Annotated in this window: 11 protein-coding genes; 6 read left to right on the top strand and 5 right to left on the bottom strand. The window is 60.7% G+C overall.

The features are described 5' to 3' along the window. Positions 1–82: 82 nt before the first annotated feature. Positions 83–985 carry a PIN-like domain-containing protein gene (locus tag HMPREF2894_RS04730; protein WP_070666712.1) on the bottom strand — a complete coding sequence of 301 codons (903 nt, stop codon included), beginning with the start codon at positions 983–985 and terminating at the stop codon, positions 83–85. A gap of 438 nt (positions 986–1,423) precedes the next feature. On the opposite strand from HMPREF2894_RS04730, the gene HMPREF2894_RS04725 reads away from it, so the two are divergent. Next, entirely contained in the window at positions 1,424–2,035 is a 612-nt protein-coding gene (locus HMPREF2894_RS04725) for an ANTAR domain-containing response regulator (protein ID WP_049327112.1), read from the top strand. A 239-nt stretch (positions 2,036–2,274) separates the two neighbouring features. Here HMPREF2894_RS04725 and HMPREF2894_RS04720 read toward each other — a convergent pair whose 3' ends face one another. The 3 genes from HMPREF2894_RS04720 to HMPREF2894_RS04710 all read right to left on the bottom strand — a co-directional run bounded on the left by HMPREF2894_RS04720 (position 2,275) and on the right by HMPREF2894_RS04710 (position 4,538). Then, entirely contained in the window at positions 2,275–2,523 is a 249-nt protein-coding gene (locus HMPREF2894_RS04720; protein ID WP_005506231.1) for a hypothetical protein, read from the bottom strand. 98 nt (positions 2,524–2,621) lie between these two features. Next, on the bottom strand, positions 2,622–3,128 hold the full coding sequence (locus HMPREF2894_RS04715; protein ID WP_070678042.1) for a PaaI family thioesterase: 507 nt from the start codon (positions 3,126–3,128) through the stop codon (positions 2,622–2,624). Positions 3,129–3,260: 132 nt separating this feature from the next. Next, positions 3,261–4,538, bottom strand: a complete 1,278-nt coding sequence (locus tag HMPREF2894_RS04710; protein ID WP_070678040.1) for a dicarboxylate/amino acid:cation symporter — start codon at positions 4,536–4,538, stop codon at positions 3,261–3,263. Between the two features lie 425 nt (positions 4,539–4,963). Here HMPREF2894_RS04710 and polA point away from each other — a divergent pair, with 425 nt between their 5' ends. Both polA and rpsA read left to right on the top strand, forming a co-directional pair. After that, positions 4,964–7,975, top strand: coding sequence for a DNA polymerase I (gene polA / locus HMPREF2894_RS04705; protein WP_070678038.1), 3,012 nt, complete (start codon positions 4,964–4,966; stop codon positions 7,973–7,975). Between the two features lie 733 nt (positions 7,976–8,708). Continuing rightward, complete coding sequence (gene rpsA, locus HMPREF2894_RS04700) at positions 8,709–10,163, top strand: 30S ribosomal protein S1 (protein ID WP_070616461.1); 1,455 nt, start codon at positions 8,709–8,711, stop codon at positions 10,161–10,163. 223 nt (positions 10,164–10,386) lie between these two features. Here rpsA and coaE read toward each other — a convergent pair whose 3' ends face one another. Then, the gene (gene coaE / locus HMPREF2894_RS04695) at positions 10,387–11,022 is read right to left on the bottom strand and encodes a dephospho-CoA kinase (protein ID WP_070678036.1); all 636 of its coding nucleotides are present in this window, start codon (positions 11,020–11,022) and stop codon (positions 10,387–10,389) included. A 58-nt stretch (positions 11,023–11,080) separates the two neighbouring features. Here coaE and HMPREF2894_RS04690 point away from each other — a divergent pair, with 58 nt between their 5' ends. The 3 genes from HMPREF2894_RS04690 (at position 11,081) to uvrB (ending at position 15,926) form a co-directional block, all read left to right on the top strand. Next, on the top strand, positions 11,081–11,767 hold the full coding sequence (locus HMPREF2894_RS04690; RefSeq protein ID WP_049353142.1) for an IMPACT family protein: 687 nt from the start codon (positions 11,081–11,083) through the stop codon (positions 11,765–11,767). 511 nt (positions 11,768–12,278) lie between these two features. Beyond that, positions 12,279–13,607: a 2-oxoglutarate dehydrogenase gene (locus HMPREF2894_RS04685; RefSeq protein ID WP_070678034.1), complete on the top strand. Its 1,329-nt coding sequence runs from the start codon at positions 12,279–12,281 to the stop codon at positions 13,605–13,607. Positions 13,608–13,757: 150 nt separating this feature from the next. Next, on the top strand, positions 13,758–15,926 hold the full coding sequence (gene uvrB, locus HMPREF2894_RS04680; RefSeq protein WP_070678032.1) for an excinuclease ABC subunit UvrB: 2,169 nt from the start codon (positions 13,758–13,760) through the stop codon (positions 15,924–15,926). Positions 15,927–15,956 lie beyond the last annotated feature (30 nt).

Genomic DNA, 15,956 nt, shown 5'->3' with positions numbered 1-15,956 from the left:
GGCTTCTCGAAACACATGTGGCTTCTCGCGGTTAACGGTGGTTGTTAGTGTGGCGTGATGGTTGGCCGCCTACACCGCTTGCCTACACAGCTACGGGCTGTTCCGCGCGAATCGCGCTGTAGGTTGAGTCGCTGACGGTCACGCCGTACTGGTTGGAGGCGAGGCGCAGGATCTCCTCAACCGTGTAGATGCGGAATACGCCGCCTCCGGTTGCCTTAGCGTATTCACGCAGTAGCTGACGGTTCGCGAGCTGACGTACGGGTTCGCCGCCCGATGCGGCGCGTACCTGCTGACCGTTGCGTAGCCAGGTGTCGCGCACACCGCCGGTGACGAAGACGCAGTCGGTGCCCTTCACACGGGTGGTTGCTTCGGTAACGCACTGGTTCCAGAGCGCGAAGTCGGCGTCAAAGCTGGCGTTAGCGAGCAACGGGTGGCCCTGTGCGAGGGCTTCGCGGCACTGCTGTTCGTGGCGTTCGGGGCTGGGTGCCGCACCCACGTGGCCGGTGAAGATGCGGTTCAGTCGCGGCAGGATCGTGTCGTCTTCGTGGCGTGCCATGTTGATGGATCCGGTGTCGGTGGTGGGTTCAAGGATCTTCATGATCTGCGCGATGGAGTGGTCCAGCTGGTGCGTGACTGAACGCAGTGCGCTCCAGGGGGAGTTGCGTTCTTCGGGCAGGGTTTCTTTGAAGGATGCGAGCGCTGAGCGGACGCGGTCTGCGGCGGCGGGTACGGGGGAGGCGCCGTCGAGTGCTGCCCAGAATTCTTTGAGTGCCTGGTGGGGGAGGAAAGCGTGTCCGCGCAGCTGCGAGTAGACGCGGAGGATTTCGTCGCTGATGTGGGTTGGGTAGTTGTAGAGGCTTGCAAGCGCGGTGGAGTCGAAGGCGATGAGAATTCCGGGGTGAATGGAAGTCAGCGGGGCGCGATCGAGTTCCTTGTACTCGACGAAGTCTGAGTACAGGGTGCGTGCTTGACGGGTGATTGACATGAATCCCCTCCGGGTATCGAGTATGGGTGGTCAAATGTGAGTGCCGGAGAAGTCGAGGAGAATACCTATTTCAGTGTATCGGCCTTCTGCGGCGCGTGATGGGGTTTCGATATAAATATTTTGTTTATTACTTTTGTGTCTAACCCGAGGGGGTGTTAGTGCATGTCAGAGTCATTTTCGGGTCCATGTTTTAGGTGTGAATTTCGCCGCGTGACCTCTGCATTGTGCGGTTTTGTTTTCACAGTCATGAGCAGTATAGAACAAAAATGTGCATTAATATGCAAAATCTGATGGAGGGTCACAAAATGGCGTCAGAAAACTTTTTCAACATGCACATGGGACGCATATAACACGCCTGAGACAAGGCGAGAAAGTAGATGAACGTTTAATCCGTCCTGTAGACTTTAAATGATTGAAATTTGATAAAGGAGAAGAGTTATGTCAGAGCTGACCACTCAGGATCAGGCAGAGGAGCAGGGTCCCGCTCGCACCGTCGTCGTGGCAGAAGATGAGGCATTGATTCGCCTCGACATCGTCGAAATTCTGAAGGACCAGGGTTTCGATGTTGTTGCAGAAACTGATAACGGCAAGACCGCCGTCGAGCTAGCGCAGAAGCACCGCCCCGACCTCGTCCTCATGGATGTGAAGATGCCGATTATGGACGGCATCACCGCAGCTGAAGAAATCGCAAAGGAGCAGATCGCTCCCGTCGTTCTGCTGACCGCATTCAGCCAGAAGGAACTCGTTGATCGTGCCGTTGAGGCAGGCGCTATGGCGTACGTCGTCAAGCCGTTCTCCCCGAACGACCTGGTCCCCGCCATTGAGGTGGCAATCAGCCGCTACGAGCAGATTCGCGCACTCGAGAAGGAAGTCGGCACCATCCGCGACCAGTTCGAGACCCGCAAGCTCGTTGACCGCGCAAAGTCGCTGCTCATCACCAAGATGAACCTGACCGAGCCGGAAGCATTCCGCTGGATTCAGAAGACCTCCATGGACCGCCGCCTGTCCATGCGCGAAGTTTCTGACACCATCATCAAGCAGCTCTCCTAAATACGAGACGTACACAGTACAGATCGGTACAGGTACGAATGCACGCTACGGCGAAGACTAGGAATCGCCGCTGAGCACACACGGCTGGTGCATTGATGAACCAGCGCCTTATTCATGACACACAAACGCCCCACCCCTCACGATGAAGCTGAGGGACGGGGCGTTCGTGTTTAACGGTTCGCGGGTGTGCGTTGTAAACCGGCGCTTAGCGCGGGCGGGAATCCAGCGCTACACGGAACTTAACGCAGGTAGCGGTTTAAATCGTCTTCGTCATTGTTGGGGCCGCTGATGGGGCGGTCCGTCGGGGAGCCAGCCCAGAGCATACCGCCGGTACCGAGCATTACGCCCAGCCACCAGAAGCTGCCGGGGTTGTTGATGGCGGTCACCAGGCACACCAGCATCACGCCGATTGCGATGGGCAGGACAATGCGCTTGGCGCGCACAATCTTCGGGTAACGCTTGAAATAGGGGGTGCGCTCGCGGGCCATGGTGCTCCTTCTGGTCGTACCTTCTGGTGGGGTGTTGGCGGGGTGCCGTGTACCCCGTGCTTCTACGATTTTAGGCTACTTGCTGAAGTTGTAGGACGTTAGGCAGTGGGGCGGGGAATCAGCATATTGGTGATGCGTGCGGTGCAGGTGGTGCGGCCGCGCTCATCCACAATGTCGATGGTGTGGATGCACAGGGTGCGTCCGAGCTTGACGGCGGTGCAGGTTGCGGTGACCACGCCGGAGACTGCCGGGCGCACGTGGGTTGCGTTGATGTCCACGCCGACTGCTACGAGGGTTTCGCCGCCGTGCACACCCGCGGAGAGCGAGCCGAGGGTCTCGGCGAGAACCACGTTGGCACCGCCGTGCAGCAGACCGATGGGCTGGGTGTTACCGGCGACGGGCATGGTCGCAACGGTGCGTTCTGCGGTGAGTTCCTGGAACTTAATGCCCATGGCGGGGATGAGCTCGCCCAGACCGCGGGGGAAGTAGGGGTGCAGGTGCTCGGGGATGCCGCTTTCGGTCAGCTGCGCCTTGATTTCTTCTGCGGTGAGGGTGGTGGGCGCTGCCGCGCGGACGGGTGCGTGCTGTGTGTTGTTTTCAGTCATGACTTCCAGTGTACTCCTTGGTTTTTGTTGCTTTGGGTGGGATAGCTTTTCGCGAGTGCTTCCGGGTACGAATCAGCCCCGCCTCCTACAGGGGGAAGCGGGGCTGAAAAACGCTATGTGAGCGGATGAGGATTAGGCGGAAATAGCTTCTGCCTTTTCGATGTCCTCGTCGCGGATTTCCTTATCGGGGTTCGCTCCGATTGCCTTGGAGATACGCTCGGTCAGGGCTGCGATGGTCGCGTCACCGGTCACGTTGGTTGCGGTGCCGAAGGAGTCCTGAGCCAGGTACAGGGCAATCATCAGGGCAATCATGGAGGCATCGAAACCGAGCATGGACTGCAGCAGACCGATTGCGGTCATCACGCCACCGCCGGGAACGCCGGGAGCGGCAACCATCATCACGCCGAGCACCAGAATCATGGGAATCAGGCTACCGAAGTCGGGGTGCTGACCGGTCATGAACAGCACTGCCACCGAGCAGGAGGTAATGGTAATCATGGAGCCGGAGAGGTGAATGGTCGCGCACAGAGGAATCGCGAAGTCCACCACGCGGGGGGAGATGCCAGCCTTCTTCGCCGAACGCACGGTCACCGGGATGGTCGCAGCCGAAGACTGGGTACCGATCGCGGTGAAGTATGCCGGGAGCATGGTCTTGAGCATCTGGATGGGGTTGCGGCGAGAAATCGCGCCAGCCACCGAGTACTGCAGCGCCAGGGTGACCCAGTGCAGAATAATCACCATGACGAACACAAGACCGAAGACGGAGAGGATCTTCGCCACCTGACCGGCGAGGGTCATGTTTGCGAACACGCCCACAATGTGCACCGGCAGCAGGGGGATAATCACGTAGCCGAGCATCTTCTCAACGATGACCTGGAAGTCCTCGAAGAGGTTCAGCATCGCACGGGTCTTCAGAGCGGTAATACCCAGGCCCAGGATGAAGGAGAGAATCAGTGCGCTCAGTACACCCATAATCGGGGTCAGCTCGAAGGAGATGTAGCCCTTGGACAGTGCGTTCTCAGGGTTATCGAAGGAAGCGAGCTGCTGACCCTTCAGGATGATGGGGTAGAGCAGCAGTGCGCAGGTCAGTGCCAGGAAGCCAGCAAGGATGCTGGAGATGTACGCCAGACCCACGGTGATGCCGAGCATCTTGCCCGCACCCTGCGCGAGGGAACCAATGCCGGGCACGATGAAGCCGATAATAATCAGCGGAATCGCGAAGCTTAGGAAGGCGCTGAACACGGTGGAGAAGGAGACGAAGAGCTGCACAATGAAGTCGGTGGCGATGGATGCGCCGGTTGCGTCATTGATGCCGCTAATCATTCCGGGGGTCAGCAAGCCGATGAGTACACCCGATGCGATCGCGATGAGAATCCATACGAGAAGGGGTAGTTTTTTGAGTGCCTTCATAGTTTCCTAAATGAGGGTTCGTTGTGTGTTAAGCGCGGGAGGTGCCCTCACAGTCCAGTGAATCCTGCCGGTGAATTCTGGGTAGAGTTCTGCCTATGAATACACGGGGTGTGGGGGGGTTCCTACGCTGGAGGCGATAATAAGGTTATATATTATCTGGAAACTGTATTATTATCCACCTCACATAGTGGCTTGGGGCACAATTTTTGGGAGAAAACTCACCAAACGCCCCCCACCGGCACCTACATATGAGGTAAAACTCTTTCCACACACCCCGTTATTCCGCTATATGGCACAGCACCGACACCCAACACAGCGCGGGCGCCTCCCCACAGGGCTAACCCGCAACCACCGAAACTAGCCCCCCGAACCCAGCAGCCACGAAGCCAACCACCAAGAAAACTCAGACTCGATACACTAGAGGAGTGACTACAGAGAACAAAACCCTCCTGCTCATTGACGGACACTCCCTCGCCCTACGCTCCTTCTTCGGCATCTATACCATGGCCGAAAAGACCGGGCAGCACATCTTCGTGCGCAGCGACGGCCAGCACACCGAAGCCGTCCACGCCTTCCTCTCCACCCTGCTGAGCATCATCAAAGACAACCAGCCCAGCCACATCGCCGTAGCCTTCGACCTGCCCGGCGGCACCTTCCGCACCGCCGAATACGGCGAATATAAGGGCGGCCGCAACGCCATCCCCGAAGCCTTCAACGGCCAAATCGACCTCATCAAAAAGATGCTCGGCGCGCTCAACATCCCCGCGCTCACCTACGAAAACTACGAAGCCGACGACATCGTCGCAACCCTCACCCGCCGCGGCACCGAAGCCGGCTACAAGGTCCTCATCCTCTCCGGCGACCGCGACATCTTCCAGCTCGTCACCGACGACGTCACCCTGCTCTACCCGGTCACCACCGGCCCCTCCAAGGGTATTCAGCGCATGGACCCCGCTGCCGTCGAAAAGAAAACCAAAGTACCCCCGCACATGTACCCCGACCTCGCCGCCCTCACCGGCGAACAGGCGGACAACCTGCCCGGCGTACCCGGCGTAGGCCCCGGCTTCGCCGCCAAATGGCTCGGCGAATACGGCTCCCTCGACGCCGTCATCGAAAACAGCGACAAGATTGGCGGCAAGAAGGGCGAAGCACTACGCGAAAACATCGACAACGTCGTACGCAACCGCCGCCTCAACCAGCTCGTCAACGACCTCGACCTGAACGTCACCCTCGAAGACACCGCATTCACCCCCGACCTGGATGCACTCAACACCTTCTTCGACGAAGTAGAGTTCCGCACCATCCGCAAGCGCGCCGCCGACACCCTCGGCCCCATCGTGCGCGCCGCCGGATCCGCAGGCTCTGCAAGCTCCACCGCAGAAGCAGGGGAGGAGGGTGCCACCAAGAAGGCACCCACCGGCCCCGTCTACGCACCCATTGCCACCAGCGCACCCACCAAAAACGCAGACGCAGCAGCATTCCGAGCCTTCTGCGCCTCCGCAGCCGAAGAAAACTACGGCACCGACAAACAGGGCGCGCCCATCGCCGTACCCGAACGCCTCGAAGGCGCCGTGACCCTCTACCCGGTCACCAACCTGCCCGTAGCACGCCCCGCCATCGGCGACGCACCCGCCGTCAAGGTCACCAAAACCAAGATCCGCGCCGCCGAAGAAAACCCCGAACTGCTCGGCGTGCTCCTCACCAGCAAGAGCACCAGCCTCTGGATTGACACCCGCACCATCGACCCGGAACTCGACGCCGCCCTCGCCGCCTGGCTCTCCGACGAAGCAGCCCGCAAAATCGTCATGGACCTCAAGGTTCAGCGCAAACTCCTGCGCGCCTACGGCTACGAACTCGCCGGCGCCGTCGAGGACCCCGCGCTGTCCTCGTACATGTGCGGCTTCATCCCCACCGCAACCCGCAAGCTCTTCTCCGAACGCATGGAAGACCTCGCCGAACGCTACCTGTGGATTCCCAAGGAACCCTACGCGCAGCTGGTCTTCCAGCCCGAAGAAGATGAGGCAGAACCCTCCCTCTTCAGCATGCCCGGCGAAGCTGAACCCGTCGACAACCTGCGCTACTTCACGCAAATCAGCCGCATCATCCACGAACTCGCACGCCTGCTGCACTTTGAAATGGAAGAACACGGCCAACTGAAGGTCTACGAAGAAATCGAACTGCCGCTACTCTACGTCCTCGCAGACATGGAGCAGGCAGGCATCGCCGTCTCCGACGCGCTCCTTGCCGAACTGCACGACACCTTCTCCGCACGCGCTAACCAGGCACAGGACGCCGCACGCACCATCATCGGCGACACCGTCCAAACCGACGACGGCGAAGAATCCCTCAACCTTGCCTCCGTCAAACAGCTGCAGACCGTACTCTTCGACAAGCTCGCCCTGCCGCACACCCGCAAAATCAAGTCCGGCTACTCCACCGACGCTGAATCCGTCACCGAACTGCTCACCAAAATCTCCCCTGAGTCCGACGGTGCCGCATTCCTCGGTGCGCTCGCCGCCTACCGCGACAACATCAAACTCGTACAGACCGTCGAAGGCCTACAGAAAGCAGCCGCCGACGACGGACGCGTGCACACCACCTTCCAGCAGGGCGCCGCCTCCACCGGCCGCCTCTCCTCAACCGCGCCGAACCTGCAGAACATCCCGATCCGCACCGAAGAAGGCCGCCGCATCCGTGGCGCATTCATCGTCGCGCCCGCACCCGTTGACGGTGTGGAGTACGAGGGTCTGCTCACTGCCGACTACTCGCAGATCGAAATGCGCATCATGGTGCACCTCGCCGCCGACGAGAAGCTCATCGCAGCCTACGAAGCGGGGGAGGACCTGCACCGTTACGTCGGCTCCGAAGTCTTCGGCGTAGCCCCCGAAGAAGTCACCCCCGAGCAGCGCTCCAAGGTCAAGGCCATGTCCTACGGCCTGGCATACGGCCTGTCCCGCTTCGGCCTCGCCAAGCAGCTGAACATCAGCTCCGACGAGGCAGGCGAACTGCGCACCAACTACTTCAAGCGCTTCGGACGCGTGGGACGATTCCTGCGCGGCGTGCTCAAGCAGGCACACCAGGACGGCTACACCGAAACCATTTTCGGCCGCCGCCGCGTGCTGCCCGACCTGGACTCGCCCAACCGTGTACGCCGAGAAGCCGCCGAACGTGCCGCCCTCAACGCCCCGATTCAGGGCACCGCCGCGGACATCATCAAGATCGCCATGATCAACATTCACCGCCGCCTGCGCGAAGAGGGTCTGAAGACCCGCATGCTACTGCAGGTGCACGACGAAATCATCCTCGAAGTCGCCACCGGTGAGCGTGAAGCCGCCGAACGCGTGCTCGTCGAGGAGATGAGCGGTGCTGCCTCCCTGCGTGTTCCTCTGGATGTGCAGGTCGGCTGGGGCAAGTCCTGGCAGGAGGCAGGCCACTAGGCTCACTGCCTTTATTGGCTTCCGCACGGGATGCGCGGCTTTGCTTGGGTTCCGCTTGGAAAGGCGATTATCGTCCTCGTTCCTACAGGCAGGGGTGGGTGGGTACGCTATACCCTTCCTCCGCTCCTGCAGGGGAACCCACCCTCTCGGGCGCTCCGCCCTCTCCTTGCTTCGCCGCGGAGAGCACCCGAGAGGGTACCCTGATGTCGCTTCCGGAGGGTATAGCTACCCTGCGCTCCAGCCTGGTGCGAACATGAGGAGGGGCGGTGTCGTCCGAAAGTGACATCAGGGTGCCTGAAGCGAAGCGAGGGCGGGTGCCCCTGTAGGAACGAGGACGAGCACAGCCCCTCGCATCCCAGCGTTACTAAAACCGCAAATAAGTACGGGAATCCCGGGCGCGTAACCATTGACGACACGCCCGGGATTCCCGTACACTATTAATCGCGTGTACCAACGTACGGGTTTTCTATGCTCTTTTTCTCCTTAAGAAAACGGGGAGAAAACGGGCACAGACCGCTCGCACACCCTGCTGAGAGCATTTGCTTCCGGTGGGTGGTACACATTGTAAGTATCCGTCAGCTCGACGTTTCCTCACCCCGTTCAAAGGCGTTAGCGGTCCTATACCGTGCGCGCCGGGGTGAAAAAGTGAGCCGGCCGGCGCCTCCACCCGGAGGTGTTGAGCGGCGAACCGGCAGCGTCGACCTATTAGAAATCCAATTGGAGCCCTCACTACATGAGCACCAACATCCCTCAGGTCGCAATCAACGACATCGGCGACGAGCAGGCATTCCTCGAGGCAGTCGAGAAGACCATCAAGGTCTTCAACGACGGCGATCTCGTCTCCGGCCAGGTTGTTAAGATCGACCACGATGAGGTTCTGCTCGACATCGGTTACAAGACCGAAGGCGTCATCCCCTCCCGCGAGCTGTCCATCAAGCACGACATCGACCCCTCTGAGGTTGTCGAGCTCGGCTCCGAGGTTGAGGCACTCGTCCTCACCAAGGAGGACAAGGAAGGTCGCCTGATCCTCTCCAAGAAGCGCGCACAGTACGAGCGTGCATGGGGCGACATCGAGAAGGTCAAGGAAAACGACGGCGTCGTTACCGGTACCGTTATCGAGGTTGTCAAGGGTGGCCTTATCCTCGACATTGGTCTGCGTGGCTTCCTGCCCGCATCCCTCGTTGAGATGCGCCGCGTCCGCGACCTCGCTCCCTACATCGGCCAGCAGCTCGAAGCTAAGATCATCGAGCTGGACAAGAACCGCAACAACGTTGTTCTGTCTCGCCGTGCATACCTGGAAGAGACCCAGTCCGCAGTCCGCTCCTCTTTCCTCAACGAGCTGGAGAAGGGTCAGGTCCGCGAGGGCGTTGTCTCCTCCATCGTCAACTTCGGTGCATTCGTGGACCTGGGTGGCGTGGACGGTCTGGTTCACGTTTCCGAGCTGTCCTGGAAGCACATCGACCACCCGTCCGAGGTTGTCGAGGTTGGCCAGCCCGTTACCGTCGAGGTTCTCGAGGTGGACCTGGACCGCGAGCGCGTGTCCCTGTCCCTCAAGGCAACCCAGGAAGATCCGTGGCAGGCATTTGCTCGCACCCACGCTCTGGGTCAGATTGTTCCCGGCAAGGTCACCAAGCTCGTTCCCTTCGGTGCATTCGTGCGCGTTGAGGACGGCATCGAGGGCCTCGTCCACATCTCCGAGCTGGCAACCCGCCACGTTGACCTGGCTGAGCAGGTCGTCTCCGTTGGTGAAGAGGTCTTCGTTAAGATCATCGACATCGACATGGACCGCCGCCGCATCTCCCTGTCCCTCAAGCAGGCAAACGAGGGCGTTGACCCCAACGCTACCGAGTTTGACCCCGCTCTGTACGGCATGGCTGCAGAGTACGACGAGGCTGGCAACTACAAGTACCCCGAGGGCTTCGACCCCGAGGCTAACGAGTGGCTGGAAGGCTTCGACGCACAGCGCGAGGCTTGGGAAGCACAGTACGCAGAGGCACAGGCTCGCTTCGAGGCTCACAAGGTTCAGGTTGCTAAGGCTCTCGAGGCTGACGCAGAGGCTGCAGCAGCAGCTCCCGCAGCAGCTGAGCCCGCACCGACCTCTTACTCCTCCGAGGAGCCCGCTTCCGCAGGTACCCTCGCATCGGATGAGGCACTGGCTGAGCTCCGCAAGAAGCTGACCGGCAACTAATCTGCCGCTCAGATGAGCACTCATCAGGCGTTATAGCCGATAGGTAACCCCGTACGGGGTGCCTAGAGCAGAGGAACCCCCTCATCTCCCGTTTGGGAGGTGAGGGGGTTCTTTGCGTTATTGGGGGTTTAGGTGAGTCAGGGTTGGGGGCGTTGGGATCCGGGGTACGTGCCCGGTGTTGCTGTGCTCTGTATTGCTGCGCCCCGTGTTGCTGGGGAGGATTTTAGGCGGCGGTCATCTGCTCCCAGACGGCGCGCACCTGCTCGGCGGTCTCCTCCAGCGAGCCGCCATTATCAATAATCCAGGTTGCGACCGCCTCACGCTGCTCGTCGGTAGCCTGCGCGGCGATGCGGGCGCGCGCATCCTCCTCACTCATGCCACGCGAAGATACGAGGCGCTGCAGGCGAGTCGCCAGGGGAGTGCGCACCACGACCACGCCCTCGAAGGCGGACGGGTCGCCGGTCTCCACGAGCAGAGGAATATCCTCCAGTACCACGCCGCTAAACTCGGGTTCGGACTGCGCCTGCTCCACCAGTTGCGCGGCACGCTCACGAATAGCGGGATGCACGATCGCGTTCAGACGCAGGCGCGCCTGCTCATCATTGAACACGATACGCGCCAGGGCGGGGCGGTTGAGGCGGCCGTCCTCATCGAGCAGATGCTCGCCGAACTCCGCGACCGTGCGGGCGAGCACCGCCTCGCCGGGCTCCATGAGGGAGCGGGAGATAGCGTCCGCATCCACCAGGAACGCGCCCTGCTCAACGAAGAGGGAGGCGATGGTGCTCTTGCCACTGCCGATACCGCCGGTGAGGGCGTAACGGCGCAGCGTGGTAGAAGCGGGGGAAGAAGGCTGGGACATGGACGGTGCTCCTGACGGGCTGTGCCACAATAGATAGGTACTGATTAGAGGAGGACACATGCAGGAAGAAACTCGCGCCAACCGATACCTTGTGCCGCGCGGCGATGAGCCCTATGAGAGCCTCCTCGAAATTAAGCGTAGCGAATTTATTGGTCACATCAAGCGCGTGAGTACCGTTGAGGAGGCGCGCGCCTACATTGAGTCGGTGCGCAAGACCTACCACGATGCCCGCCACGTGTGTTCGGCGTTCATTATTGGTGCTGACCGCGATATTCAGCGTTCCTCCGATGATGGTGAGCCCGCCGGTACCGCCGGTGTGCCGATGATGCAGGCGCTGCTGGCGCGTCAGACCCGCGAGGACGGCACCACCGACCTGTCGGATGTGGTTGCGGTGGTCGTGCGCTATTTCGGTGGCATTAAGCTTGGCGCGGGCGGTTTGGTGCGCGCCTACACTGATTCGGTGGTGCAGACCCTGGATGGTGCGCTATTCGATTCGCGTGAGCGTCTGCGTGTGGGTCAGGTGCCCAGTTCGCATGCGGATGCTGGCCGCCTGGAGAACGAGATTCGTGCCGCCGGTCTGAATGTGCTGGGTACCGAGTACGGTGCGGAGGGTGCCACGATTTCCTTGGGCGTGTTTGACCGCTCGGAGGAGCTGGCGCGTGCCGAGGAGCTGGTGGTGAGCCTGAGTTCCGGTGCGGCGAGTGTGACCTGGGGGGACACGCAGTGGGTGGATTTGCCGGTCTAGGTTACCGCTCCCTATATTCTCGGTCTTAGATTTCCGGTCCCAGATTTTCGGGCTAGAGCGCCCGTGTAAAGCCCCCAAAACCCAAAAGATAGTCCAACCTTAGTTAATAGTTACTCTAACCCTAGTAATTGCCCGCTAAAGCTGATAGCCTAAAAAGCGTTGCGGAACGCACACGCCCCTCCACGGCACGGGCAACGGGTTCATTACCAGCGGTAACCCAGCCCGGCGCCTCCACGAGGCAACGCGTGCGCCCGCACCGACGGGCAGGGCTCAACGCTGACATCTCAGCGCCGAGAACTGGGTACTATCTCAGCGCTGAGGTCCTGATGCTGACGTCTTGAAGCTATAGCTTAGCTGCTCAAGGAACGAGGCACAGCTGAATGCCGGTACTATACGACCCGGCAGACGGTAGTGTGTGCACGAACCATCTGCCGGTAGGCGCTGAGCCCCGCCCGTCACCTTACGAAGAATCAGCTAACGAACGCTCTGAAGAGCTCAAGGTCGTGAAAACGTGACGCAGTCGGGAACCTACTATCAACAAGTAGACGAACAAGCAGGCAAAAACTCATCAGAGCAGTCCGCGGGCAGCCGCGGCGGCACCGCAACCCTCAACCGCCAGGGAGCGCGCCTCCCCACGAGGGGCACCGTCGAGCAGCTTGAACCCGCCACCGTCGCCCAGCTGCTTAACGCCTATCGCCAGCAGAACCTCGGCACCCTACTGAGCGTGCTCACGCAGCGTCCGGCAGAATTTGCTCGCCAGCTTGGCAGGCTCTGCCGCGTCTTCCCCGAACATGTTCACGCTATCGCCCAGGCGTTCGGCGCCGTGGGTCGTGCCCTGCCCATTGACGAGCTGGTGCGCCTGCACAACCGCTACTCTAACGCCGCCCGCGGAGTTGGCGAACACCTCAGCCTGGACAACTCCGGTGTGGCGCACATGGTTCAGAGCCCAGCACTGAGCCGTGAAGGTGCGGGCCACCTGCTCATGGCGATTGAACTCTGCCTCGCCGGCAGGATGCGCGGGCTCACCATCGCCATGCCCGCCACCGAGGCATTCACCCCGGCTGAGCAGGCGCCGAGCCTCGGATCCTGCAACCCCGCCCTGGACGGTGCCCTCAATGCTTTTGAACCGGCAGGCTGGGAGCCGTTCCCCCTGGATGGCAGCGAAGTGCTGCTCGCGACCGGTGTGCGCGATGTACCCGACGGCTATGAGCTGTCCCTCTGGCTGCTCGACGACGACTATCAGTGCCGCGCCCGCATTGAGCGAGGCGCCCCGCAGGTGTGCGTGGCAAGCTTCTACGATGAAGAAGTCATCACCCGAACCGTGGAAGAAACCGGGTCGGGTGAGGCCGGTCTGGTTGAGAACTACCGCGTGGAGGAATACGCGGAACTGGACTTCCTCAACGCCATGGACCGGCAGGTACGCTACGTGGCGGTCACCGCCGCGGTGGGGGAGCCGCTGTTGTCTGTGCTGAACGAGAAGAGCGCGGTGCCGAATAGTATTCCCGACCCTGCCGCTTTTGCGAACGGTGCGAGCACCTCCCGGTTCGCGAGGAGTGCCCGCCCGGATATCCGCACCGCCGCCGTGGTCGGTAAGGGCCTGCGCACCATCAATCACCGCGGCATGCTGCCGGTGTTGGGCGTGCCGAACCGCACCGTGTGCGCGGTGATTGACCTGTATAAGCAGCGCATCTGCGTGCCGGGTGTGGGTATTCCGCGCGGGCTGAGCGTGGAGGATGAAGAGCGCACCATGCAGCTGATTTTGAGCGCCCTGAACGGGTACCTTCCGCTGACGAACCGGGCGCTGATGAGCCTCGCCGGAGCCACCGTGGAGGTGCGCTAAATCCTTACCTGCGAGGTGCCCCACTGGTATGTGGTCACCGGTGGGGCAGGGGGTATCGTAGCGAGTGCATTGCGCGTGATTATATTGCGCCAGCAGAAAAGGGTGACCAATCCGGGGGCGCATTGGGCGGCTTTCCCCTAGGATGGATACATGAGTTACGCACCTAAAATTAACCGCGTTGTTGCCCCCTTTGAGGTCATTAGCCCCTTCCAGCCTGCCGGTGATCAGCCGAAGGCTATCGCCGAGCTCACCGAGCGTGTGCAGAACGGTGAGAAGGACATTGTGCTGATGGGCGCTACCGGTACCGGTAAGTCCGCGACTGCAGCCTGGCTGATTGAGGCGGTGCAGCGTCCGACTCTGGTGCTCGTGCAGAATAAGACTCTGGCGGCGCAGCTGGCGAATGAGCTGCGTGAGCTGCTGCCGAATAATGCGGTGGAGTATTTCGTCTCGTACTACGACTACTACCAGCCTGAGGCGTACGTGCCGCAGACCGATACGTTCATTGAGAAGGACTCCTCCATCAATGAGGAGGTGGAGCGTCTGCGCCACTCGGCGACGAACTCCCTGCTGACTCGCCGTGACGTGGTGGTGGTTGCGACCGTGTCCTGCATTTACGGTCTGGGCACGCCCGAGGAGTACATTGCGCAGATGGTGACTTTGCGTCGCGGTGAGGAGGTTGACCGCGACGAGCTGTTGCGCCAGTTCGTGGCGATGCAGTACGCGCGTAACGATATGGACTTTCACCGTGGCACGTTCCGTGTGCGCGGCGATACCGTCGAAATCATCCCCATGTACGAGGAGAACGCGATCCGCATTGAGTTCTTCGGCGATGAGATTGAGGCGATTTACACCCTGCACCCGCTGACCGGCGAGGTGATTCGCGAGGAAGAAGAAATGTATGTCTTCCCCGCAAGCCACTACATCGCCGGTGCCGAGCGTATGGCGAAGGCCATTACCTCCATTGAGGATGAGCTACGCGAGCGCCTGCAGACCCTCGAATCTCAGGGCAAGCTGCTGGAGGCGCAGCGTCTGCGCATGCGCACCACCTATGACCTGGAAATGATGGAGCAGATGGGCTTCTGCAATGGCATTGAGAACTACTCGCGCCATATTGACGGTCGTGCCCCAGGTAGTGCCCCGAACTGTCTGCTGGATTATTTCCCGGATGATTTCCTGCTGATTATTGACGAGTCGCACGTGACGGTCCCGCAGATTGGTGCCATGTACGAGGGTGATATGTCCCGTAAGCGCACCCTGGTGGAGCACGGTTTCCGTCTGCCGTCGGCGATGGATAACCGCCCGCTGAAGTGGGAGGAGTTCCTGGAGCGTATCGGTCAGACGATTTACCTTTCGGCGACCCCGGGTAAGTATGAGCTGTCGCAGGCTGATGGTTATGTGGAGCAGATTATTCGCCCGACCGGTCTGATTGACCCGGAGATTGTGGTCAAGCCGACCAAGGGTCAGATTGATGATTTGCTCGAGGAGATTCGCGTGCGCGTTGAGCGTGATGAGCGTGTACTGGTCACGACCCTCACCAAGCGCATGGCGGAGGATTTGACCGAGTACCTGCTGCAGCATGGCGTGAAGGTGCAGTATCTGCACTCTGACGTGGATACCCTGCGTCGTGTGGAGCTTCTGCGTGAGCTGCGCCTGGGTACCTTTGATGTGCTGGTTGGTATTAACCTGCTGCGTGAGGGCCTGGACCTGCCCGAGGTGTCCCTGGTTGCGATTCTGGATGCCGATAAGGAAGGCTTCCTGCGTTCGACCACTTCGCTGATTCAGACGATTGGTCGTGCAGCGCGTAACGTGTCCGGTCAGGTGCACATGTACGCCGATAAGATTACGGATTCTATGCGCGTGGCGATTGATGAGACGAATCGCCGCCGCGAGATTCAGCAGGCGTACAACCGTGAGCACGGCATTGACCCGCAGCCGCTGCGTAAGAAGATTGCCGATATTACGGATGTTCTCGCCCGCGAGGAAGAGGACACCCGCGAGCTTCTGCAGCAGCGTAAGAGCGGTAAGAAGGGCGCCCGCACGGTGAGCGCGGGTGCGAAGACCGGTTCTGCGACCTCGTCGAAGATTGCCACAAGCACCCCGGAGTCGGAGGAGCTTCTCGCCCGTGCGGAGGCGCGCGTTCGTGCCGACGGCCTGGCGGCGGCACCCGCGGAGGATCTGTTGGATTTGATTGAGCAGATGAACGAGCAGATGCGCGTGGCGGCGGAGAACCTGCAGTTTGAGTTGGCGGCGCGTCTGCGTGATGAGCTTGCCGATTTGAAGAAGGAGCTGCGCCTGATGAAGGAGGCGGGCCACGCCTAAACCCGGTGTTCTAAGCCCGGCGTTTAGGGG

The organism is Rothia sp. HMSC066G02, from assembly GCF_001813145.1.
In the GTDB taxonomy this organism is placed as follows: Bacteria; Actinomycetota; Actinomycetes; order Actinomycetales; family Micrococcaceae; genus Rothia.
The sequence above is the reverse complement of the archived record's forward strand: the minus strand, read 5'-3'. Positions and strand labels throughout refer to the sequence as shown.